Raw genomic sequence first — 22,193 nt, 5'->3', positions numbered from 1 at the left:
CATGAGGCGGCGTTCCCTGGCCGACGTCTTGAGCCGGCGTTACGACGAATTCTTCCGTGACCGCACCCCGATCCCGTTCGCGATCGAGACCCCCGACGGCGCCACCCTCTCCTACGGCGTCAGCGAGTCCACCCCCGCCAGGTTCTGCATCGTGGTCCGCGACGGCGCGGGTCACGATGCGCTGGCCTCCCTCGACCAGCTCCGGGTGGCGGTGGCGTACCTGCGTGGACACCTCGATGTCGACGGTGACCTCGCGGCGGCGCTGAACATGCGCAGGTTCTTCTCCGACGTCCACCCGGTGGCGTTCGCCGGCCGGTGGGCGCCCTCGCTCTGGCGCGGGCGCACCGACCACGACCGGCGCACCATCTCCCGCCACTACGACGAGGACTCCGACTTCTTCCTGACCTTCCTAGACGAGCGGCACCGCTGTTACACCCAGGGTGTCTTCGCCGGCGACGACGAGCCCCTGGAGGACGCGGTGACGCGCAAGCTCGACATCGCCCTCGACGACATCGGCGTCAAGCCGGGCGACCGGGTGCTCGAGGTCGGCGGCGGCTGGGGCGCGTTCGCCGAGCACGCCGCCCGCCGCGGCATCGACGTCACCACGGTGACCCTGGCCGCCGAGTCGGAGAAGTTCCTCAACGACCTGTTCGCGCGGCAGAAGCTGCCGGTCACCGTGGTGCGGCAGCACATCCTGCGCTACCGGTCGGCGGAGCGGTTCGACGCGATCGTCAACATGGGGGTCACCGAGCACCTGCCGGACTACGCGGCGACCCTGAGGGCCTACGCCCGCCTGCTCAAGCCCGGCGGCCGGGTCTACCTGGACGCGCTCGCGATGCGCCGCAAGCACATCGCCTCCACGTTCTTCAAGCAGTACGTCTATCCCGGCCGGTCCGCCCCGCTGCTGCTGCACCAGTACCTGCGCCAGGTCGCACGGTCCCCGTTCGACCTGCTCAGCGTCACGGACGACAGGCACAACTACTACCTGACGTGCCGGGAGTGGGCGAAACGGCTGGACGCCCGGCGGGAGGAGATCGTCGCGCGGTGGGGCGAGGAGCTCTACCGCCGTTTCCGGATCTTCCTCTGGGGATCGGCGTCCGGTTTCGACACCCGGCTGGTCCAGGCCTACCGCTGGACCCTTCAGTACAACCCCGCCGAAACGGCCTGATCCGTCCGCGCCGGCCCGACCCGCCGTGTCAGGTGGGCCCGGCCCGGCCCGGTCGCGTAGTGTCGGACCAGCCGTTCTGCGCCCGGTGGCGGCACTCATGATGGGAGCGTGCCGTGCCCTGGCCGACCGGAACGTCGCTCGACAACTTCCTGACCGCCCGCGCCGGCGACTACGACGGCCTGCGCCTGGTGCGCCTGCCGTTCCTGCCGGAGCTGCGCCTGCACCTGGCGGACGACGCGATCGTGCTGCAGGCCCGCCTCGAGGCGCAGGTGGGCACGGGGTTCACGCCGTTCTGGACCAATGCCTGGGCCGGTGGCCAGGCGCTGGCCCGATACGTCCTGGATCATCCCGGGGTGGTGGCCGGGCGGCGGGTGCTCGACGTGGCCTGCGGCGGCGGTGTGACCGGGATCGCCGCCGCCCGGGCGGGCGCCGCCGAGGTGACGGCCAACGACATCGATCCGTACGCGTGCGCGGCGGCCGCGATGAACGCCGGCGTCAACGGTGTGACACTGCGGCTGATCGAGGGCGATCTACTCGGCGGCGACGGTGGGGACGCGGAGGTCGTCCTGGTCGGGGACGCTTTCTACCACCCCGATCTGGCCGCCCGGATGCTGGCCTTCCTGCGCCGCGCGGACGCCCGTGGAGCGCGGATCCTGGTCGGTGACCCGGGTCGCGGCCACCTGCCGGAGCACTGGCTCCCGGTGCTCACCAGCTACCGGATCTCCGGCCTCGGCGCGGCCGAGGATTCCGGAATCACCGAGGTTTCCGTCCTGGGGACGACCGGATAGCGCGGGACCGTGCTAGCCTTACCGCGTTGTTCTGATTTCCGTGGACGTTCTCCAAACGCCTGATGGGCATCTCGGCCCGCAGGCGTTTTTTGTTTGTTCACGACCCAGTAGTAGCCAAGGAGAGATCATGGCCACCGGCACCGTCAAGTGGTTCAACAGCGACAAGGGCTTCGGCTTCATCACCCAGGACGACGGCGGCCCCGACGTGTTCGCGCACTTCTCCGCCATCGCCACCTCCGGCTTCCGCAGCCTGGAGGAGAACCAGCGGGTGGAGTTCCAGGTCACGCAGGGCCAGAAGGGTCTGCAGGCGGAGAACATCCGTCCGCTCTGACGTTTCCCGCCGCCGATCGGCGACCCGCATGGGCCGCCAGCGGCACGTTCTCGAAGAACTGCCCGGCGACCCGGTTCGGGTTGCCGGGCCGGGTGGCGGCCGATCGCCCACGGTTGAGATCCGCTGTTACGGCGTGAGCTCCCGCGGGCGGTCGGCCGTCCTCCTGTGTCAGACGTTGCAGATGCTGGTCATCTCGTCCCGGGAGACCACCTTGACCCGCTTGCGGCCGTGCGGCTCACCCAGCGCGATCTCGTGGGCGTCCAGCTTCTGCCACCCGGACCAGGTGGTGTACGGCAGGCCGCGCTGCTCCAGATAGGAGATCACCTCGGCCGGGTCGTGCTGCGGGGCCTGTTCCAGCTTGTCCAGGTCCTCCAGCAGGCTGGCCACGGTCTCGCCCGCGTCGCCCTTGGTGTGACCGATCAGGCCCACCGGGCCGCGCTTGATCCAGCCGGTCACGTACATGCCGGGGATGTGCTCGCCGTCCAGATCCAGGATCCGCCCCGCGGCGTGCGGGATGGTCCCGGTCTTGGTGTCGAACGGCAGATCCGGCAGCGCGGAGCTGAGGTAGCCGACCGCGCGGTAGACCGCCTGCACGGGCCAGTCGGTGAACTCGCCGGTGCCCCGCACCCAGCCGTCGCCGGTCAGCTCCTGGGTCTCGGTGCGCAGGCCGACCACCTTGCCGTCCTCGCCGAGCACCTCGACCGGCGCCTGCAGGAAGTACAGGTGCAGGCGGCGCGGCCGGTCCCGCGGGTCGCGCACGGCCCAGTTCTGCAGGATGTCCACGCACATCTTGACGTGCCGGGTCTGCCGCATCGCCTCGAGGCTGCCCTCGTCGAACTCGATGCCCTCGGGATGCACGATCACTTCGACGTTCGGCGAGTGGTCCAGCTCGCGCAGCTCCTGCGGGGTGAACTTGACCTGCGCCGGGCCGCGCCGGGAGAACACGTGCACGTCTGTCACCGGGCTGCGCTTCAGCGCCTGGTAGACGTTGTCCGGGATCTCGGTGACCAGCAGCTCGTCGGCGGTCTTGGCGAGCACCCGGGCGACGTCGACGGCGACGTTGCCGGCGCCGATGACCGCGACCTCCCTGGCCTCCAGCGGCCAGTCGCGCGGCACGTCGGGGTGCCCGTTGTACCAGGAGGCGAAGTCCGCGGCGCCGAAGCTGCCCTGCAGGTCGATGCCGGGGATGTCGAGCGTGCGGTCCTTCTCGGCGCCGGTGGCGATGATCGTCGCGTCGTAGAAGCGGCTCAGCTCCTCCGGCTTGACGTCCACGCCGTAGGCGACGTTGCCGATGAACCGGATCCGCGGGTTGTCCAGGATCCGGAACAGGGCGGTGACGATCTCCTTGATCCGCGGGTGGTCCGGCGCGACGCCGTACCGGATCAGGCCGTACGGCGTGGGCAGCTTGTCGAGGATGTCGACGGTGACGTCCGGGTTGGCCTTGATGAGGTGGTCGGCGGCGTAGATGCCGGCCGGGCCGGCTCCGATGACGGCAACCCGTAGGGGGCGGTCCATGGTCGCGTTCCCTCACTCACTCGTATCTGCGAATCCGGCTCAGCCAAGATCGACGTCCGGGCGAAGGTGAACTGTAAAACTTCAACCTAGGTTCAGATCAAGTTTCGTCCCATCGCCCCGGATCCCGCCGGAGTGCCGTTTTCCCAGCTAGAGACCATGGTAAGGCTCACCTAACCGCTACGCAGAGTGAGGCTTTTCACCTTTCTGTGTCCCCCGGAAGGACTGCCACCTCGTTGTAGAACTTCTTGATCTTGCCGACCGCCGCCTCGAAGCCGTCCAGGTCCATCGGCTTGGTGACGAACGCGTTCGCGTGCCGGGTGTAGCTCGCGGTGATGTCGGGCAGTGCGTTCGACGTGGTCAGCACCACGATCGGGATGCTCTTGAGGGTGTCGTCGCCCTTCACCTCGGCGAGCACCTCGTGCCCGCTCATCCGCGGCATGTTCAGGTCGAGCAGGATCAGGTCCGGTCGCCCGGCGTCGGCGTACCGCCCGCGGCGGCGCAGGTAGTCGATCGCCTCGCTGCCGTCGGACACGCGATGCACCGCGGGCGGCGGGGAGGCGGCCAGGAGCGCTTCCTCGATCATCAGCGTGTCGGCGTCGTCGTCGTCGACGATCAGGACGTCCAGGACGCGCTCACTATTTGTCATGCGGCAAATATATAGAACGGAACGGTCCGCGGATCGCCGCCCATGTGCCCGCACGAGATGACGACCGCGATCCTGTTCTCCCGGCCCGGGAGGCTACTCGCCCCACACTGTGGCGTCGAACGTGACACTCTGCTGCGTCTTGTCGATCTTTTTCACCGTCAAGCGGGCTGTCGCCTCCTTCGACGTGCGCACGCAGAGAACGGTGCCGGCCGGGAGCTCACGGAGCTCAGCGACTCCCTCGGCGGCCGCGGCGTCCCGGCACTGCCGATGAATGGGCACCGTCGCCGTCCCAGCGCGCGATCGCGGAGTTGCCGAAGGCGAGCTTGCTCACCGTGAGTTTACGAAAGTTATGCTGGCGCGAGCCGAGAACGGGACGAGGGATCAGGGTGGCGCGCACGACCGTGCAGGACATCGCGCGTGCGGCCGGCGTCTCGGTGTCGACCGTGTCCCGGGCGCTCACCGGGGGCACGGTCAGCGCGGCCACCCGGGAGACCGTGATCGAGGCGGCCACCCGGCTCAACTACCAGCCGAACCGGGCCGCCCGGGGACTGATCACCGGCCGTACCGCAAATCTCGGGTTGATCGTCCCGGATCTGCGGAATCCGTTCTTCGCGGACGTCGCGAAAGGGGTGAGCGCCCGGGCCCGGACCGTCGACCACGGCGTCTTCGTCGCGGACACCGACGAGGACCCGGTGGCCGAGCTCGAAGCCGTCGCGGCGCTCGGCCGTAACACCGACGGCCTGCTGCTCTGCTCGCCCCGCTCGGCCGACGCCGACCTGCTCGCGGCAGCCGACCCGGCGACCACCGTCCTGCTGCACCGGCAGGTGCCCGGGATGTCGTCGGTGGTCGCCGACGTCGCCAGCGGGATCCGGCAGGCGGTGCGGCACCTGCGGGCGCTGGGGCACCGCCGGATCGCGTACGTCCACGGCCCCGAGGACTCGTGGGCCGCGCGCCGCCGGGTGACCGCGCTCGCCGCGTTCGACGACGACGCCGAGCTGGAGATCCTGCGGCTCGGGTCGGTGGCGCCGACGTTCGAGGGCGGCCTGCTCGCCGGGGACCTGGTGCTGGCCGGCCCGGCGACCGCGGTGCTCGCCTACAACGACCTGGTCGCGCTGGGCCTGCTGCACCGGCTGGCGGCGCGCGGAGCGGCGGTTCCGGAGCGGATCAGCGTGGTCGGGTTCGACGACGTGAGCCTGGCCGCGATGAGCCATCCGCCGCTGACCAGCGTGTCGGTGCCCAAGGACCGGGCCGGGGCGGTCGGCCTGGACCTGCTGCTGGGCCGCACCGGCGTGGCCGGTGGCGAGATGACGCTGCCCACCACCCTGGTGGTGCGCGCCTCCTCCGGGGTGGCGCCGTTGTCCACACGCGAGCGGTAGGGAGTGCGGAGTTCGAGTGGGTGGGGAGATCCCGGAGCGGTGCTGCGGGGTTCCAGGGGCCTCCGGGGACCGGCGGGACGATCCTGGCTCGGCGTCAGGGGTGTGTCGTGGACTCCGGACGGCCGGCGGCGGATGGTGGGGGCGTGACGGTGGCGAGGGCGCGCCGCGGGTGCGTGGTGCTGCTCAGGTGACCGCGCCCAGCTGCCAGGGGACGAACTCGTCGCGGCCCAGGTCGAGGTCCTCGCTGGCGGTGAGCTCGCCGGAGGCGACCGCGAGGATGGTCTCGAAGATCTCGTTGCCGGCGGCCTCGATCGTCGTGGCGCCGGTGACGATGCCACCGGTGTCGAGGTCCATGTCGTCGCGCATGCGCTGAAAGACCTCCGAGTTGGTGGCGATCTTGATGACCGGGGTGGGTTTGCCGCCGAGGACCGAGCCGCGGCCGGTGGTGAAGCAGACCACGGTGGCGCCGCCCGCGACCAGACCGGTCACCGACACCGGGTCGTAGCCGGGGGTGTCCATGAAGGCGAAACCCGGCTCGGTGATCCGCTCGGCGTACTCGTAGACCGCGGAGAGCGGCGCCGCGCCGCCCTTGGCCACCGCGCCCAGGGACTTCTCCAGGATCGTGGTGAGCCCGCCGGCCTTGTTGCCCGGCGACGGGTTGTTGTCCAGGGTGCCGCCGCCGGCCTCGACGTACTCGTGCCACCAGGCGATCCGATCCAGCAGCCGCTGGCCGACCTCCCTGCTGACGGCCCGGCGGGTGAGCAGATGTTCCGCGCCGAACACCTCCGGCGTCTCCGCCAGCACGCTCGTCGCGCCCTGCGCTACCAGCAGGTCCGAGGCGTGGCCGAGCGCCGGGTTCGCGGTGATCCCGGAATAGCCGTCGGAGCCACCGCAGTTGAGTCCGAGAACCAGCGCGGACGCGGGGAGCGTGGTGCGGCGGCGCTCGTTCAGCCGCTCCAGCATGGAGCGGACGACCGCGGAACCGGCCCGGACCGTGGCGCGGATGCCGCCCGTCTCCTGGATGGTCATCCGCTCGATCAGCGTGTCGGCCGGCGCGTCCAGGTCCGCCAGCAGCGTCTCGACGCCCAGCATCTCACAGCCCAGACCGAGAACGATCAGGCCACCGATGTTCGGGTGGGTGGCGTATCCCCGCAGCGTGCGCCGCAGGATCCGACCGCCCTCGCTGGCCGGCACCATCCCGCAGCCCGAGTCGTGGGCGAGCGCCACCACGCCGTCCACCTGCGGATACGCGTCCATGATCGGGCCGCGGAACTGGTCGGCGATCATCCGCGCGGTCGAGGCGGAGCAGTTGACCGAGGTGACGATGCCGACGTAGTTGCGGGTGCCGGCCGTGCCGTTGGCGCGCCGGAAGCCCTGGAACGTACGGAGCCCGGTGGCCGGCACGATGGGGACCAGGCCGGTGCCGAACTCGTAGTCCTGCTCGACGGCGTCCATGCCGAGGTTGTGCGCGTGGACGTGCTCGCCGGCCCGGATCGGGGCGGTGGCACGGCCGATGACCTGACCGTACTTGTGGATCTGCGCCCCGGCGGGGAGATCCCGCACCGCGATCTTGTGCCCGCTCGGCACCGGCGCGGCGACCGTCAGCTCGCCGCCGGCGTGCCGCAGCGTCAGCCCCCCGGCGAGCTTCCGGGTGGCGACCGCGACGTCGTCGCGGTCGCGCAGCAGCAGCGCCACTTCCCGCAGTTCAGCCATGGGGCCTACCGTTCGCTGGAAATTGTGGAAACGTTTGCATCGACATCCTGGCATGCCTTCGGGGCGTCCGTCGAGCGCTGGCGTCAGGTCCGCGCCGCGGCCCGGGACCAGGCCGGCGGCGCGCAGGGCGGCCTGGACGTCGATGCCGCATGAGATGCCGGGCGGCCATCGTCGGGACGGAGGACGTCTCGATGGCCCTCGTCCAGTTCGCCAGCGGCGCCACCGCCTCGGTGGTCGACTCGGTCGCCGGACTCGGCCCGCACCGGTCCGCCGGCCCGTCCCGGTGACCTATGATCACGGCCTTTGCTGTGCGAGGGCGACGGGGAGAGCCGAGTGAGCGTGCCCAGGTGGATGACGGCCGCGATCGGGCCGGTGCTGGTCACCGGCCTGGTGGTGTTCGGGGTGGTCGGCGCACGGTACTTCCCGGAGAAGGAGAAGTCCGGGCCGGAGGCGATCGGCGCCTGCCACACCGTCGCCGAGACGCTGCGCGACATCCGCGCCGAGCCGATCCTGCAGCAGTTCCCCCGGCCGGACCGGTTCGGCGAGGTGGACGACGACGACATCGAGTGCGGCGCGCCGTCGCCCATGGGCGCGGTGAGCCGGCCGCTGACCGGGATCATGTCCGCCGACGAGGTCCGCGAGTTCTACGCCGGCCTGGCCGAGAGGACCGGGTGGCATCCGTTCCGCGGCAGCAACCTGGTCTACTCGGCGACCAAGAAGGCCGCCGGGGGCTGCCCGTGGTGGTTCGTCGTGCAGCCCGCCGACTACGGATTCCAGCTCCGGGTGATCTACCTGCCCAGCGGCGTCTCCGCGGACCAGTGCCGGTGGAAGTCCGAGGAACCGCAGATCCTCGGGTGACCGCCCGGACCGGAGCCCGGGTGACTCCCGGCCGCCGGTCCGGTTCAGCCCGCCTGAGCGTTCATCGACACCGGGGCGATCCGGGCCCACTCGGCCGTGGCACGCTGCGCGAAGCGGTGGACCTCCGCCTCGGTGACCGGGCGGCCCCAGGCGTGCTCGTGCGCGTGCGCCTCCGCGGTCGCCACCAGGCGGACCAGGTCGGCTACCGAGCCGGGGTGCTCGCGGCAGAGCCGGGCGGCCACCGCGAGCTGCCGGTCCGAGACCCGCGCCAGGAACTCCGGCATGCCGGCGCGCCACGCCGCCGGGTAGACCAGGTAACCGGCCGGCAGGTTGCCCGGGCCGCCCAGCACGTCCAGGATCCGGATCGGGTCCAGCTTCGATTCGGGGGCGTTGAGACCGGCGTACATCAGACCGCCGGCGGCCAGCACGACCACCACGCCCGCGGCCAGCGTCGGGTTGTCGGTACCGGCGGCCAGGATCACCCCGAGCACGGTCAGCACGATCCCGCCGCCGAAGAACGCGGTCATGCTGCCGGTCTCGGCGGTGCGCCGGTACGCCTGTTCGATGCTCTTGTGGATCAGGCCGTTGAGCACCGGGTCGTCGGGACGCCAGCCGTCCGCGCGCGTCGGTACGCGCCGTGGTGCATCCTGCGCCATGACTCCTCCTTCCGTGGACTGCCGCGACCATCGGCGCGCGGCGGCCCCGGTTGAGGAATCCTGAGCCTCAGGCGAGCAGGCACTCCCGCATCTGCTTGCCCGGGTTCCACTGGCCGACGATCCGGCTCACCGCCGGGTCCAGCACGTTCACGCTCTTGTTGCTGCGCATCTGGGTGCGGGCCGGCTGCGGCAGCGGCGGCGGGTCGGGCATCTCGCCGCGGATCGCGGTGGCCGCGGTGATCAGGTTGACCGCCAGCGTCGCGCCGTCGACGTCGACCAGGACCCGTCCGAACTCCCAGCCGGCGAGCGTGAGGTCGAGGATCTCGAACATGTGCGCGAGCAACGGCAGCGGATCGACGATCTGCACAGTCGTGGCGGCCTGTCCACCCACGACGTTGACCGCGGCGGCGACCTGCACATAGGGGTGCAGGCCGCCGGGCGCCGAGAACAGCGGCGACTTCAGCCGCTTGCCCGCGCTCTCCCACAGCTGCCGGTAGTTGCGCCGGTCGGCGGCGAGGCCGAGCGCCGTGCTCTGCCGGGCGAAGTCCGCATGGGCGGCATCCGCGAACTCGCGCAGCACGGCCGCGGCGACCGCGATCCCGTCGATGCCTTCGAGCACCGCGGAAACCTGCGCCACCTGGTCGCTGAGCTTGCCTGGTGCGTGCGGCCCGAACCGCTGCCGGAGCTCCCGCAGGAGTTCCTGCTGACGGGCGGGATCCTGCTGAGGCCGTCGTTTACCGAGTCCTCGGAGCCAGCGCATGTCGCCTCGTTTCAACCGCGTGCCGAACCGCCGCACATGCTAGAGGGCGGTGTCACAGGCGTTTCTGTCACCCTTCCTATTGCGTACGCCATGAGCGGGGCGTCTCGTCGTCGCCACGCGGCGTGCGGGTTTGGGAGTGCCCGGCAGGGGCATTCCTGCCAGTCGGAAAGTCGAGGGGGAATGTGCGCATGAGTTTCCTGGACAAGGCGAAGGAACTGATCGACAAGCACGACGACCAGGTCGACAAGGCGCTGGAGAAGGTCGGCGAGCAGATCGACGAGCGGACCGGCGGCAAGTACACGGTCCACATCGACAAGGCGGTGAACGAGGCGCAGCGCCGCACCGGCGCCGGCGACACCCGTCCGTAACCGCCTGCCGCGTCGTCAGAGTCGAAAGCTCGCTTGTGTACGACCAGGGCACCGGTCCCGTGGCGGCCGCGGCGCGAGGCCGTGGCCGCTGCGGGTTCCGGCCGCGGGTCGCACGCCCGGCCGGATCTCCGGGCTGTCTCGGAGCCTGCGAGGCGCCCCGCGGAGCCAGTCGGGGCCGGGTCAGGCGGTCGGCGGGGCGCCTCGGCTCTCGCACTGGCGGGTGAGCACCCGGGTGCGGGTCCGGTGGATCGGGCCGCGGCGGGTGTGCTCGCCGTGGCAGACGTGACCGCGCGGGGCCGGGTCGCCGGTGCCGGGGAACGGGCCGCCGAGCGCGTCGCGGCCCAGCGCGGCCAGAGCGCCGGGGGAGTGGCCACCGGAAGCGATGATCACCGCGTACCGGAAGGCGATTGTCTGATCCTGCTGGAGCAGCCGCGCGCCGGCGCCGAAGGGCGCCGGGCTCAGGCCCGCCCAGCGCGGGGGATGCTGGAGGTTGGCCGCGTCGTCGACGACGACCAGCGTGTGGCCGGGGCCGTGGGCCGCCTGCCACTCCGAGCGGGCGGCGGACGGCGCCGTGACCGCCCGCAGCGACAGGGAGGGGCCGTCCAGCGGCAGCCGACGGCCCGAGGTGTTGGTCACGGTGTTCTCGAAGAGCAGCAGCCAGACGTCGTCGCCGGCCAGGGACGCGGTGAGCGAGCGCCACTCGTCGACCGCCGCCCAGCGCAGGTGGTGCGCGACAGTGGCGGTGGCCGGGCCGGCGGACAGGTCGGTCAGCGCCAGGTGGGTGGCCGGGCCCGGGCCGGCGTGCGGCGGGGACCAGTCGATCGTGGCGGGCAGCGCCGTGCCGGCGAGAGTGTGCAGACCGGACAGACGCGGCTGGGCGGCTCCGTACCCGTACCGGAAAAGGGGTGAATCTCCGGCGGAGACGGTGACCGACCGGCCCGCGGTGAGCGCGGCGCGCATCCGGGAGGGCAGGGGGTGCATGCGTCTCCTCCTCGCGGTTTCGACTCGATGTGGAGCGCACAAATTCCGACGTGTTCGCTCACGAACAAGCAGAGTCAACCCTGGGTCACGAGGTGCGTCAAGTCGAGTCGCGTTAACGGGTGGGTAACGGGAGCACGCTGCGGCCCGAGGGGAACGTCACGGCAGGTGACGGCGGATGATCCGCACATTAACGCACATGTGCGCCGGGGCAGGTCAGCGGGTCCGGACGGTGGTCAGGTCAGCCAGCCCGGACACGGCCAGCAGCGGCGACAACAGCGGCCCGGTGACGACCTCGATCCGGTCGGCGTGGTGGAACAGGGCGGCCAGCCCCGCGCTGTCCAGATACTCCACAGCGGTCAGGTCGACGACCAGCGGCTCCCGGCGATCGGTGATCGCCTCGCTCAGCGCCGCGGTGAACCTCTCCGCGTTGCTCATGTCGATCTCCCCGGCCGCGACGAGCACCGGCGCACCGTCCTGATCCTGGCCCGTGGTCAGCGTGAGCGCGGTGGTCATGACGCGATCCTCGTCTGCATGTCGATGATGGTCCCGGCGGCGCCGGTGGTGATGGTGACCTCGCCCATGAAAGCCCGCATCAGCATGATGCCGCGGCCGCGATGCGGGTTCTCGCCCGGACGTGGAACACGCCAGCGGCCGTTGTCCGCGATGATCAGGTGCAAGGCCTCGGCGGTCGCGGCCGCGCGCAGCTTGATCGACCCGCCGGCCCGGTCCCGGTCCCGGTGGCCGTGCTCGATCGCGTTCGCGCACGCCTCACCGGCCGCCACCAGCACGTTCTGCGCGGTGACCGGGTCGATCCCGCAGCGTTCCAGCCAGCCGCGCAGCGCCGTGCGGACCGGGGCGAGGCGCGACGACTCGGCCGGAAACTCCAGCTCCAGGGGACCGGGCTGGCGGTAGAGCAGCAGCGCCACGTCGTCGTCGTAGCCGCCGGCCGGGGCGAGCCGCTCCATCACCTCGGTGGCCAGGTCCTCGATCGGGGTGCGCCGGCCCAGCTGGACGGCGGCGACGGCCTGGTCGATGCCCTCGGTCAGCGGCTGCCGGCGGCGCTCCACCAGCCCGTCGGTGTAGAGCAGCAGCGTGCTGCGCGGCGGCATGTCGTACGTCGCCTCCTGCCGCTGCTCCTCCGGCCGGATCGCGATGGGCCGGGACCGCCCCTGGTCGAGCAGCTGGGTGGTGCCGTCGGCGTGCGTCACGATGGGCGGCGGGTGACCGGCCGCCGAGTACCGCAGATGGCCGTTGGCCGGATCGAGCACCCCGCAGAACACTGTCGCGCAGCTGGCGCCGGGCAGCAGCGCGGCGAACCGGTCCAGGGCGGCCAGGGCCCGGGCCGGGCTGGAGTCCTGCAGCAGCACGGCCCGGCAGGCCGAGCGCAGCTGGCCCATCACGGTGGCGGCCTGCAGCCCGTGTCCGACGCAGTCGCCGACCACGATGCCGATCCGGCCGTCCGGCAGCGGGATGGTGTCGTACCAGTCGCCGCCGACCTTGAGCGGCCGGGTCGCCGGCTCGTAGCGGACCGCGAACCCGGCCGGCAGCTGGGCCGGGCCGAGGATGGCACGCTGCAGGGCCAGCGCGGTCTCCCGCTGCTCGTCGATCTGGTGCACCCGGCTCAGCGCCTGGCCCAGGTGCCCGGCGAGCAGCGCCAGCAGCGTCTGGTCCTGCTCGGTGAACGGCCGCCGCTGGCCCAGCTCCACCCAGACGACCATGGTGCCCCGCGGATGTTCCAGCGTGATGCCGGCGCCCGCGGTGCGCTCGGTGACCGGGGTCAGCAGCGGGCGGTCCTTCAGCGCCAGCAGCCGGTCCTGCGGAACGTCCGCCCAGCTCAGGTTCGGGTCGGTGGCTGACAGCGCGGGCGGTGTGGCGCCGTCGAAGACCGCGGCCAGCACGTACGTCGCCTGCCACAGCTGGCGCAGCTCGTCGAGTGCCCCGGCGACCGCGTCACCCAGGTTCTCCGCCTCGGACAGCCGCAGGCTCAGCGAGGCGAGCGCGGTCTCCCGCTGGATCGCGTAGTGCTCGTCGGTGACGTCGCGGAACGTTCCGACGATCACCCGCCGGCCGCTGTCCGGGTCCCGCACGTGGTTGAACGAGGCCGCGACCCACAGGTGATGCCCGTCGCGGTGCCGCACCGGGATCGTGTAGTCGCCGTGCTGGTGGTGCATGAGCTGCTCGAACGCGGCGGCGACCTCGGCGTACGCCTCGCCGTCGGCGGCCGGGTCGGGCCACCACGGGTGGACCGGGGCGTACGGCAGGCCCTCCGGGCCGAACCCGATCATCTCGGTGAACGCCGCGTTGATCTCGACGATCGAACCGTCCTCGTCGCAGACGAAGAATGCCTCCTGCAGCGAGTCGACAAGCGCGGTGCGCCAGCGGGCGTGATGGTTGCGCAGACGTGCCAGCTCGACGTTCGCCCGCACCCGGGCCAGCAGCTCGGCCGCGGTGAACGGTTTGAACAGGTAGTCGTCGGCGCCTGCCTCCAGGCCCTCGATCGACGCCTCCTCGCCGGCACGGGCGGAGAGCAGCAGCACCGGGACGCCGGCCGTGCGGGTGTCCGAGCGCAGCGCGGAGACCAGCTCCAGACCTGTCATCCCGGGCATCATCACGTCGCTGACCACCAGGTCCGGCGCGCCGGCGCGGATCGCGTCGAGCGCCTGCCGCCCGTCGCCGACAGCGGTGACCCGGTGCCCGGCCGAGCGCAGCAGCCGGATCAGGTAGTCCCGCATGTCCGCGTTGTCGTCGGCGACCAGCACGTCCGCCGCGTCGCCGGCCACCTGTGTGCCGGCCGGGGTGTCCGGGACGTCGTCCCCGGGCAGCCAGCGGTTCGCCTCCTGCAGGAACGGCTCGGCGGAGGACGGGATTGCGGCCGGCGCGCCGGGGGCGACGACCGCGTCGGCCGGCAGGTGCGCGGAGCCGAACGGCAGGCGGACCGTGAAGACGGTGCCCTTGTTCGGTGAGCTCTCCGCGTCCACCGTGCCGTGGTGCAGCCCGACCAGCTCCTTGACCAGGGCCAGGCCGATGCCGCTGCCCTCGTTGGACCGGGACCGGGCGTTGTCGATGCGGTGGAAACGCTCGAACAGCCGCGGCATCTCCTCGGACGCGATGCCGACGCCGGTGTCCGCGATGGTCACCACCGCCGCGCCGTCCTCGGCGTGCACGGCCACCCGGACCGAGCCGTCGAAGGTGAACTTGAGCGCGTTGCTGAGCAGGTTGAGGACGACCTTCTCCCACATGCCGCGGTCGATCAGGACCGGCTCGGGCAGCGGCGGGCAGTTCACCTCGAACGCCAGGCCGGCCCGCTCCACCGCGGACCGGAAGACGCTGGCCAGCTCGGCAGTGGTGGCGGACAGGTCGACCGGTTCGTATCGCGCCCGCATCCGGCCCGCCTCCAGCCGGGAGAAGTCGAGCAGCGCGTTGACCAGCTTGCCGAGCCGTAGCCCGTTGCGGTGGATCACCTCCAGCTCGTCCATGATCTGCGGGTCACCGCCGGTGAACCGGGTGCGCAGCTCGTCCAGCGGGCCCATGATCAGGGTGAGCGGGGTGCGGAACTCGTGGCTGATGTTGGAGAAGAACGTGGTCTTGGCCCGGTCCAGCTCGGCCAGCTCCTCGGCCCGGCGCTGCTGGGCCTGGTAACTGCGGGCGCCGGCGATGCCGGCGGCCACGTGACCGGCGGCCAGTTCGATGAACCCACGGTACGACTCGTCCACGGGACGGTAACGATTCAGAGCGGCGACCAGGAAGCCGTACGGCGCGTCGCCCTGTCGCAGCAGCGGCACCACCATCGCCTCGCGGGGTGGGTCGGGCCACGCGCCGGTGGGCAGGCCGGGCCCGTCCAGGGTCACGACCCGGGCCTCGCCGCCGGCGAACCCGGACAGATCGGGCAGATCCGGGTGGTCCGCCGGGATGCCTGTCACCGCGCGGACCTGGGCCTGCCCGTCCTCGTCGTACAGGCAGGTCACGGTGAAGGGCAGGTCACGCCGGTTGCGCTCGAGCTGCCGGCCGGCGAAGGCGAGCGTCTCCTGCTCGGTGCGGATCACGCTCGGGTCCGAGCCCAGGTCCCGCAGCGTCGCCATCCGCCGCTCGGCGATCACCCGGTCGGTCTCCTCGCTCACCACGCAGAGCATGCCGACCAGCGCGCCGTCGTCGTCGCGCAGCGGGCTGTAGGAGAACGTGTGGTAGGTCTCCTCCGGGTAGCCGGACCGCTCCAGGAACAGCAGCAGGTCCTCGTCCCAGGTGGCGTGGCCGGTGTCGAGCACGTTGTGGATGCGGGGGCCGATGTCGTTCCAGATCTCCGCCCACACCTCGCGCGCCGGCCGGCCCAGCGCCCACGGGTACTTCCCGCCCAGCGTGTCCCGGCGGTAGGCGTCGTTGCAGAAGAACGTCAGCTCCGGGCCCCACGCCATCCACATCGAGAACCGCGACGACAGCAGGATGCTGACCGCCGTCCGTAGGCTCTGCGGCCAGCCCTCCGGAGAGCCGACGGGCGTGCTCTCCCAATCCACCGCGGCAAGGTCGCGGCCGACCTCGGCGTCCGCTGCGAAGACGTCGTTCACCGTACGAATATCTCCTCACCCACGCGGACCGCCCACAAAATATCCATCCGCTCTACCCACCGGATGGCGGGTCCTACCCTGGTGTGGCGGTCGTCCCCGGAACGGTGGGCGTTCCACCGCCCGCGCGGGGGCGGGCGTGGCCGGCACGGCGCGGTTCGGCGGGCTCCGGCCGGCTTCCCGGAGGAGAGTATGCGCTGGTCCCGGCGGCCGCGGTGACGGGGCGAGCCGGCCGGACGACCGTACGGGTGGGAGCGGTTGCGCGGCGGCGGTCAGGCGGGCCGTCGACGCGTCGTCCGGGGGCCGGCCCACCGCTGCCCGGGTTGTCGCGGAGCCGAGTCGATGGGGTTGCCGCTGGCGTCCGGGTGCCGCCCAGCGGCGGGAACCGCCACTGAGCAGCACGGACACCGGTCTATTCGTAGGTGATGTCGCTCTTGTCGACCTTGCAGTTGGCATCGTTCCAGCCCTCGCCGAGGTAGCTCGGCTCGCTGCCCTTCGGGACGCCCTTGTACTTGCCGCAGACCACCGCGCTGGAGCTGTTGCTGAGGGTGACCCGGGTGATGGTGGCGGTGTCGCCCCAGTTGCTGTTGATGCCGGCGACCATGTCGATGTCGTTCAGCAGCACGTTGTCGATCTTGACGTTGCGCTGGTACGAGCTGGAGCAGTTGCCGCAGGCGCGGTACAGCTTGCCGGAGCCGCTCAGGTAGAAGCCGGAGATGCTGACGGTGCCGTTGCCGTTGTGCTGGAACGTCTTGTCGCTGCCGGAACGGGCGCCGCCGCCGATGACGTAGCTGGTCCCGCCGCCGGTGCCCTTGAACGTCGCGGCGTCCTCGCCGATGTCGTTCCACCACACGTTCCGGATGGTGCAGGTGCCCTCGCAGTGCACGCCGTCACCGGCGGGCGAGCCGATGATGACGTTCTGCAGGGTGCCGCCGTTGGCGATGCTGAACATCGGGTCCTGGGACTCGCTCTGCGAGCCGTCGCCGATGCAGCAGTACGTCTTCATGCCGCCGTCGAAGGTGCCCGAGACGTTGATCGTGCCGGAGACCGACACCGAGCCGGTCGAGGACGGCCAGGCGCCGGTCGGGGCGCCGGTCCCGCCGCCCCCGGTCGGGCTCGGGTTCGCGGTCGGGCTGGTCGTCGGGTTCGATCCGCCGCCGTTGTACGTCTCGAACTCGGCGATCCGCGGCGCGCTGGACGCGCCGAGGATCTCGAAGGTGAGCTTCTTCAGCGAGGCCGAGGAGAAGCTGATCGTGCTCGGGCTGCCGTTGCCGCTGGTCAGGACGGCGCCGCTGTCGGCGTTGAGCACCCGCCAGGAGCTGATCGAACCGCCGCCGGAGGCCTGCTTGACGACTGCCGAGGACACCGTCGTGGCGCTGCTCCACTTGACCGAGACGTAACCGGTCGAGCCGGCCGGCGACCAGTAGGTGCCGGTGTCGCCGTCCCGGACGTTGCCGTAGCTGGTGCCGCTGGCCTTGCTGGAGCCGTCCGCGCCGGCGCTGAGGCTCAGGTTGTCGGCGGCCATGGCCCGAGGGGCTGGCAGCGCCAGCATGATCGCGGCGCTGACGGCCGCGGTGGCCCCTACGGCTGTCCACCGCAGGGCGACTGGACGTCTCATCGTTCTCTCGCCTTCGTCGTGGGGACTGATCAGCGCCTCCGAACGGGGGGAAAGCGCTTTCCTCGCGAGGATAGAGCCATCTCGATGGTCAAGACAAGGAGCTGCGGGAACGATGAGCACCAGCTCGGTGGGTGCGGCTGGAATCGGGCGCCGGTGCCGGGATCCGGCTGGGTATGGACCCCTGACCCGCGGGTATGCGGCCGGCGTGAGCGCGGACGCCTCCGCCGCAAGGCCGGAAGCGTAGAAGCCGCCGAGGCGGAGCGCCACGGCACGGGCGCAAGCGAGGCGGGCGTCAGCCAGGGCGCCTCCAAGCTGCGGGAACACACGAAAGCAGGAAAGGCAGCAGGAGGACACGCCACGCGGCGGCAAGTCCCGAGCACGCCGGCAATGCAGCCGCGCACTCGGGAGGAGGTCAGGCCGCCCGTGGTCCGGCGGCGGCCGGATCCGCCGTTCACCACACCGATCCGTTCACGAGAAACAAGGAGCAACAGATGTCCGTACGAACCGTGCAAGACGCATTTATCTTCGATCTGTCCATGGCCTACGCGGGCGAGCGCGTCGCGGCCGAGGTCATCGACCGCTGCGCCCGCGAGACGTCCGACAACCGGGCGCGCATGCTGCTCGGCCTGCACGCCGAGGAGATCCGGGCGCAGATCAAGGGCATCGACCAGATGCTGATGATGCTGGGCGCGACGCCACAGAACGTGCGCTGTCCGGTGATCGAGGGCGTCCGGGATGAACTCGAGCAGTTCCGGCAGCAGGACCCGGCTCCGGAGTTCCTGGCCGCCACCACGCTGTTCGGAACCGTGAAGATCAACCACAGTGCGATGGACACCTACGCGCTGCTGGTCGACAAGGCGATGCTGATGGGCCAGACCGACGTCGCCCTGATGCTCACCACGATCTGCAAGCAGAAGGAGGACACGGCCGGAATGGCACACCGGCTGATGCACGAGATCCTGCTGGAGTGCACCGGCGACGCGAGCGACGCGCTCAGCCAGCTCGCGGCAGCCGGCGGCTCCCGCACCATGGCCGGAGCCTCCGCCTAGCAGGCGCGCGGATCCCCCCGGTTTGCGCCGTCGTCCCACCCGCCGGAACCGTCCGACATCGAGAGGTGAGCCGGGCCTGATCGGCCAAGCCGGGCACCGCGGGCAAGCGGCGCCCGGCCTCCGAAGGCCCCACCGGCACGGCTCAGACGATCGGCTCCTCCAGGACGTACCGCTTCGCCAGCCCGCCCCCGAAGTCCACCTCGACCTCGCGTCGCGCCACCAGCACCGCGTCATCCCCGCGCACCGCGTACCCGACCTCAGTGCTCGCCGGCACCGCCCGTACCGCCGCCGGCACCCGCCCGCCCGAAGCGGCCCGGCGCAGACGCCGCTGCAGCGCGTCCCCGAACAGCCCCTCGATGTCCCGCGATTCGCGGGACGCCGCGGGACGGGGCGGCACCGCCGGAGCCTCGCGCAGGTCGGCCACCGGCCGGGTGGAGTCCGCGATCGCCGTCACGGCGCCCTCGTTGTCGACGCCGACCTGCAGGCGGCCGCCGTCCGGGGTGACCACCGGGACGCCGCCGACGAGCTGCACGAAGCCGACCGTCCGCTCCCGGATCCGCTCCTCGACCTGCTCGTCCGCGCTGGCCCCGGCGTGCCGGTCGTAGCGGATGTGGTCGAGGGCCAGGTCGGCGTGCTCGGCGAGGCGGTACCGCTCGATCGCCTGGCGGGCGACAGCGACCGCCTCGTCGTCGGTGAGCCGGCGGTCGGTGTCGGCCGGGGCGGCCAGGACGGCCTCGCGCGCGCCGTTCGCGCCGAGCGTGAGCCGGGCGGCCGCGCCGAACCGGTCGGTCCAGGCGGCGGCCAGGTCACGGGCGCCGGCCGGGCCGAACTTGGCCGAGCGGGCGCCGGCCGGGACCTCCAGGCTGCGCTCGCGCAGGCTGGACTGGTTGTACCAGCGCCACCACCACCAGGTGGTGCTGGACCGGGCGGCGTCGAACAGCCGCTCGTTGAACAGCCGGTCGGTGGCTTCGGCCTGGGTCGAGCCGCACGCGGTCACGGCCGGCTCCTGGTGGTGGCTGATCCGCCAGGAGGCGTCCAGGAACGCGGTGCTGAACGACTTGTTCCTGTTCCACTCCTCGAAGAAGAATTTGCCGTAGTCGCCGTTGTCCACGCTGACCGTCTCGTACCCGAAGATCATCCGCAGCCCGAGGTTGGCGGCCGACCAGGTCCGGATCGGCGTGTGACCGTCCTTGACCCGCACCGACTCGCACGTCGACCAGAAGACGTAGCGGGCGTACTCGTTGCCCAGGCGCATGTCGTTCGAGGTGGTCCAGTGGTCGCCACCCCAGTCGTTGCCGACCGGGATGGAGAACACGCCGTCGCTGGCCATCGCGCCGTGACCGGAGTGGTACACCACCTTGGCGGCGTCGAAGCCGAAGTCGTCGAGGTAGTTGTCGTACGTCTCCTCGTAGATCCACTGCCCCACGCTGCCGTCCTTGTACCAGCCGTTGGGCGTGTTGAACTGCTTCACGTAGTCGTGGAACCCCTGCGCGTCGTCGTGCGTGAGGCCCAGGTCGCCGACCCCCGGCGGGAAGTCCTCGATCGACGTGAGGAAGTAGACGTCCTGCTGGGTCCCCTTGGCGGCGTCCCCGTTCCCACTCGCGTTCGGATCCTGCCCGGCCACCAGCCTCGCATCGAACAGCTCGGTCATGTCCTCGCTCCTGCCTGTGCGACGTTCCGACACCGATAGGAGCGGGGTCCGGGCCGTCAAGATACCGGCCCGGACCCGGGCGGCACGATCAGCGCAGCTCTCCGGCCAAAAGGCCCATCGTGTACTGGTCCAGCCAGCGGCCGTCGCGCCGGAACACCTGGCGCAACCGTCCCTCGTCGACGAACCCCACCTTCCGGTAGACGTGGTGGGCCGCCTCGTTGTCCACCACCACGGTCAGGGTGATCTTGTGCAGGCGCATCCTGTCGAAGCCGTACCGGCAGGCGGTCCGCACCGTGTCGGTGGCGTACCCGCGCCCCCAGAAGTCCTTCTCCCCGAGGTAGATGTCGAGTTCGGCGATCCCGGTCTCCGGCTCGGCCCCGTGCAGCCGGATCAGCCCGATCAGCGTGCCGCCGCCCCGCTCGCAGACGCCGAAGAGGACGTCGCCGTAGTCGTTGCGGGGCCGCGCGGCGAGCCAGGTCGCGACGGTCTCCGGCGTCTGCGGATAACCCGCGCTCATCCAGCGCATCACGTCCGGGTCGTGGTTCCAGCGCCACAGCGCGTCCGCGTCCCCGGGCCGCATCGCCCGCAACTCCACCAGCTCACCCAATGCGTTCATCCGGGGCACGCTAGCGAAGAGATCCGCTTTCCGCCGCCGGGTTCCGGTGGTCGCGCTCAGCGACGACCGCGGCGGTACGGCCCGAGCCCGCCGACCCGCCCGACCAGCCGAGTGGTGACGGCGACCAGCGCGCCCCGCCCGGTAACGGCTGGCTCGTCGCCCCGGCCGGCATCGGTCGACGGCCGGGCGGGCCTGCGGGCGGCCAACGGCTGGCTCGTCGCCCCAGCCGGCATCGGTCGACCGCCGGGCGGGCCTGCGGGCGGCCGCGGTGTTCGGCGAGGTCCGCGCTGTTGCGTGCCACCGAGGCGGCCCGGCCGTCCACGAACGACCGCAGATCGTCGATGAGCAGGGTCACCATCGGGGATCCCGGCCAGCCCTTCGTGGGACAGAACGGCGCCCCGTCCGTACCGTAATCTCGTTCTTGTGAATGGTCTCCACCTGACCAGCGTCACCTCCTCCCGGCACTCCCAGCACTCCCGGCCGGGCGAGCGGCGAATCCCCGACCCGTGCTGGAACCGTACGCCGACCACCCATCCCCACGACACCGGCCGAAAGAACCGCTGATCCGCCAGACACCGGCCGAAAGTACCGCCGACCCGGAGGGAAGACATGAGCACCGCATTCGACCCGCACACCCTGCTCGCGGAGAGCCGCCTCGGAGTCCTCGCCACCCTCCGCAAGGACGGCCGCCCCCAGCTCTCGCCGATCCTGCCGTACTACGACCGCGACGCCGGGACGATCTTCGTGTCGGTCGTCGAGGGCCGCGCCAAGACCGCCAATCTGCGCCGCGACCCCCGCGCGTCGATCGAGGTGACCAGCGCGGACGGCCGGGCCTGGGCGACCGCGGACGGCGACGCCACGCTGATCGGGCCGGGCGACGACCCGCACGGCCCGGAGGTGGAGGCCCTGGTGGACTACTACCGCCGCGCCGCCGGCGAGCACCCGGACTGGGACGAGTACCGCGCCACGATGGTCGCCGACCGGCGGGTGCTGCTGGCCCTCAAGGTCACCCACGTCTACGGCCAGTCGGTCTGACGCGACGGCTTGACCCGGACCCCCGGGTACGGGTCAAGGGGTCGCAGGTTCAAATCCTGTCAGCCGACAGCGAAGGGGCTTTCACAGGTCACAGAAACCACCCGCTACAACCACCCCCTCGCCGCAGCCCAGTTGGCCGAATATCTGGGCGAGCATTCACCATCTGCGGGCCCGGGCCAAGCGGAAAGGCGCCGACGAGGTGCCGCAGTTGTGGCTGGCCGAACGCGGCGCGAAACCCCTCGCGCCGTGCGGCACCTCCCGCGATCCCGCGGCGCCGGCCGGCCGGGCCGCCACGAGGGGTGGGACCAGCGCGAGCGCGCCGACCGCGAGGTACGACCAGAGTCGCTTTCTCATGGGCGCGAGCCTCACCCCGCCCCCGGGAACGGTGTTGAAGCAGCGCTGAAACGGCACCGCCGCGTGTGGCGCGTCCGGGTGAGCCAACCGGCGGCTGCCGGATGGGCGCCGACCAGCAGCCGAACACCCCTGACCGAGGGTGACCGGCAGTTCA

22 protein-coding genes are annotated in these 22,193 nt (G+C 71.5%); 9 read left to right on the top strand and 13 right to left on the bottom strand.

Features of this window, described 5'->3' with window-relative positions:
• Position 1: 1 nt before the first annotated feature.
• The 3 genes from Asi03nite_RS29725 (at position 2) to Asi03nite_RS29715 (ending at position 2,287) form a co-directional block, all read left to right on the top strand.
• On the top strand, positions 2–1,168 hold the full coding sequence (locus Asi03nite_RS29725; protein ID WP_203683805.1) for a class I SAM-dependent methyltransferase: 1,167 nt from the start codon (positions 2–4) through the stop codon (positions 1,166–1,168).
• Between the two features lie 113 nt (positions 1,169–1,281).
• The gene (locus tag Asi03nite_RS29720) at positions 1,282–1,956 is read left to right on the top strand and encodes a class I SAM-dependent methyltransferase (RefSeq protein WP_203683804.1); all 675 of its coding nucleotides are present in this window, start codon (positions 1,282–1,284) and stop codon (positions 1,954–1,956) included.
• 127 nt (positions 1,957–2,083) lie between these two features.
• On the top strand, positions 2,084–2,287 hold the full coding sequence (locus Asi03nite_RS29715; RefSeq protein WP_203683803.1) for a cold-shock protein: 204 nt from the start codon (positions 2,084–2,086) through the stop codon (positions 2,285–2,287).
• A 168-nt stretch (positions 2,288–2,455) separates the two neighbouring features.
• Here Asi03nite_RS29715 and Asi03nite_RS29710 read toward each other — a convergent pair whose 3' ends face one another.
• The 3 genes from Asi03nite_RS29710 to Asi03nite_RS29700 form a co-directional block, all read right to left on the bottom strand.
• Positions 2,456–3,802, bottom strand: coding sequence for an FAD-dependent oxidoreductase (locus Asi03nite_RS29710; protein ID WP_203683802.1), 1,347 nt, complete (start codon positions 3,800–3,802; stop codon positions 2,456–2,458).
• Positions 3,803–3,998: 196 nt separating this feature from the next.
• The gene (locus Asi03nite_RS29705; RefSeq protein WP_203683801.1) at positions 3,999–4,448 is read right to left on the bottom strand and encodes a response regulator; all 450 of its coding nucleotides are present in this window, start codon (positions 4,446–4,448) and stop codon (positions 3,999–4,001) included.
• Between the two features lie 93 nt (positions 4,449–4,541).
• Entirely contained in the window at positions 4,542–4,727 is a 186-nt protein-coding gene (locus tag Asi03nite_RS29700; RefSeq protein ID WP_203683800.1) for a hypothetical protein, read from the bottom strand.
• A 107-nt stretch (positions 4,728–4,834) separates the two neighbouring features.
• On the opposite strand from Asi03nite_RS29700, the gene Asi03nite_RS29695 reads away from it, so the two are divergent.
• Positions 4,835–5,824, top strand: coding sequence for a LacI family DNA-binding transcriptional regulator (locus Asi03nite_RS29695; RefSeq protein ID WP_239103025.1), 990 nt, complete (start codon positions 4,835–4,837; stop codon positions 5,822–5,824).
• A 183-nt stretch (positions 5,825–6,007) separates the two neighbouring features.
• Here the strand turns inward: Asi03nite_RS29695 and Asi03nite_RS29690 are convergent, their stop codons facing one another.
• Entirely contained in the window at positions 6,008–7,537 is a 1,530-nt protein-coding gene (locus tag Asi03nite_RS29690; RefSeq protein WP_203683799.1) for a UxaA family hydrolase, read from the bottom strand.
• 24 nt (positions 7,538–7,561) lie between these two features.
• Between Asi03nite_RS29690 and Asi03nite_RS38635 the strand changes: the two genes are divergently transcribed.
• Together Asi03nite_RS38635 and Asi03nite_RS29685 are read left to right on the top strand one after the other, a co-directional pair.
• Entirely contained in the window at positions 7,562–7,690 is a 129-nt protein-coding gene (locus tag Asi03nite_RS38635; RefSeq protein ID WP_275409503.1) for a hypothetical protein, read from the top strand.
• 180 nt (positions 7,691–7,870) lie between these two features.
• A complete protein-coding gene (locus Asi03nite_RS29685; protein ID WP_203683798.1) occupies positions 7,871–8,395 on the top strand; it encodes a hypothetical protein in 525 nt (174 codons plus the stop codon).
• A gap of 44 nt (positions 8,396–8,439) precedes the next feature.
• On the opposite strand, the gene Asi03nite_RS29680 is transcribed toward Asi03nite_RS29685, so the two are convergent.
• Both Asi03nite_RS29680 and Asi03nite_RS29675 read right to left on the bottom strand, forming a co-directional pair.
• Positions 8,440–9,051 carry a hypothetical protein gene (locus Asi03nite_RS29680; protein ID WP_203683797.1) on the bottom strand — a complete coding sequence of 204 codons (612 nt, stop codon included), beginning with the start codon at positions 9,049–9,051 and terminating at the stop codon, positions 8,440–8,442.
• Between the two features lie 67 nt (positions 9,052–9,118).
• Positions 9,119–9,811 (bottom strand): hypothetical protein, encoded by a 693-nt coding sequence (locus Asi03nite_RS29675; protein WP_203683796.1) that lies wholly within the window; start codon positions 9,809–9,811, stop codon positions 9,119–9,121.
• Positions 9,812–9,999: 188 nt separating this feature from the next.
• Between Asi03nite_RS29675 and Asi03nite_RS29670 the strand changes: the two genes are divergently transcribed.
• Positions 10,000–10,179 carry an antitoxin gene (locus Asi03nite_RS29670; RefSeq protein ID WP_203683795.1) on the top strand — a complete coding sequence of 60 codons (180 nt, stop codon included), beginning with the start codon at positions 10,000–10,002 and terminating at the stop codon, positions 10,177–10,179.
• 180 nt (positions 10,180–10,359) lie between these two features.
• Here the strand turns inward: Asi03nite_RS29670 and Asi03nite_RS29665 are convergent, their stop codons facing one another.
• The 4 genes from Asi03nite_RS29665 to Asi03nite_RS29650 form a co-directional block, all read right to left on the bottom strand.
• On the bottom strand, positions 10,360–11,160 hold the full coding sequence (locus Asi03nite_RS29665; RefSeq protein WP_203683794.1) for a PmoA family protein: 801 nt from the start codon (positions 11,158–11,160) through the stop codon (positions 10,360–10,362).
• 213 nt (positions 11,161–11,373) lie between these two features.
• The gene (locus tag Asi03nite_RS29660) at positions 11,374–11,673 is read right to left on the bottom strand and encodes an STAS domain-containing protein (protein ID WP_203683793.1); all 300 of its coding nucleotides are present in this window, start codon (positions 11,671–11,673) and stop codon (positions 11,374–11,376) included.
• Complete coding sequence (locus tag Asi03nite_RS29655) at positions 11,670–15,719, bottom strand: SpoIIE family protein phosphatase (protein WP_203683792.1); 4,050 nt, start codon at positions 15,717–15,719, stop codon at positions 11,670–11,672. Before Asi03nite_RS29655 ends, Asi03nite_RS29660 begins: the two co-directional genes overlap by 4 nt.
• Before the next feature lie 409 nt (positions 15,720–16,128).
• Positions 16,129–17,334 (bottom strand): pectate lyase, encoded by a 1,206-nt coding sequence (locus tag Asi03nite_RS29650; protein WP_203683791.1) that lies wholly within the window; start codon positions 17,332–17,334, stop codon positions 16,129–16,131.
• 491 nt (positions 17,335–17,825) lie between these two features.
• Here Asi03nite_RS29650 and Asi03nite_RS29645 point away from each other — a divergent pair, with 491 nt between their 5' ends.
• Positions 17,826–18,383, top strand: coding sequence for a DUF892 family protein (locus Asi03nite_RS29645; protein ID WP_203683790.1), 558 nt, complete (start codon positions 17,826–17,828; stop codon positions 18,381–18,383).
• Positions 18,384–18,525: 142 nt separating this feature from the next.
• On the opposite strand, the gene Asi03nite_RS38630 is transcribed toward Asi03nite_RS29645, so the two are convergent.
• Positions 18,526–20,034, bottom strand: coding sequence for a DUF6345 domain-containing protein (locus Asi03nite_RS38630; protein ID WP_203683789.1), 1,509 nt, complete (start codon positions 20,032–20,034; stop codon positions 18,526–18,528).
• A gap of 88 nt (positions 20,035–20,122) precedes the next feature.
• Entirely contained in the window at positions 20,123–20,650 is a 528-nt protein-coding gene (locus tag Asi03nite_RS29635; RefSeq protein ID WP_203683788.1) for a GNAT family N-acetyltransferase, read from the bottom strand.
• 609 nt (positions 20,651–21,259) lie between these two features.
• Between Asi03nite_RS29635 and Asi03nite_RS29630 the strand changes: the two genes are divergently transcribed.
• Positions 21,260–21,685 carry a PPOX class F420-dependent oxidoreductase gene (locus Asi03nite_RS29630; protein ID WP_203683787.1) on the top strand — a complete coding sequence of 142 codons (426 nt, stop codon included), beginning with the start codon at positions 21,260–21,262 and terminating at the stop codon, positions 21,683–21,685.
• A gap of 156 nt (positions 21,686–21,841) precedes the next feature.
• On the opposite strand, the gene Asi03nite_RS29625 is transcribed toward Asi03nite_RS29630, so the two are convergent.
• Positions 21,842–22,039, bottom strand: a complete 198-nt coding sequence (locus Asi03nite_RS29625; RefSeq protein ID WP_203683786.1) for a hypothetical protein — start codon at positions 22,037–22,039, stop codon at positions 21,842–21,844.
• Positions 22,040–22,193: the final 154 nt, after the last annotated feature.

Source organism: Actinoplanes siamensis (assembly GCF_016862395.1).
GTDB classification, from domain to species: Bacteria; Actinomycetota; Actinomycetes; order Mycobacteriales; family Micromonosporaceae; genus Actinoplanes; species Actinoplanes siamensis.
This window is presented reverse-complemented; position numbering and strand designations above follow the sequence as displayed.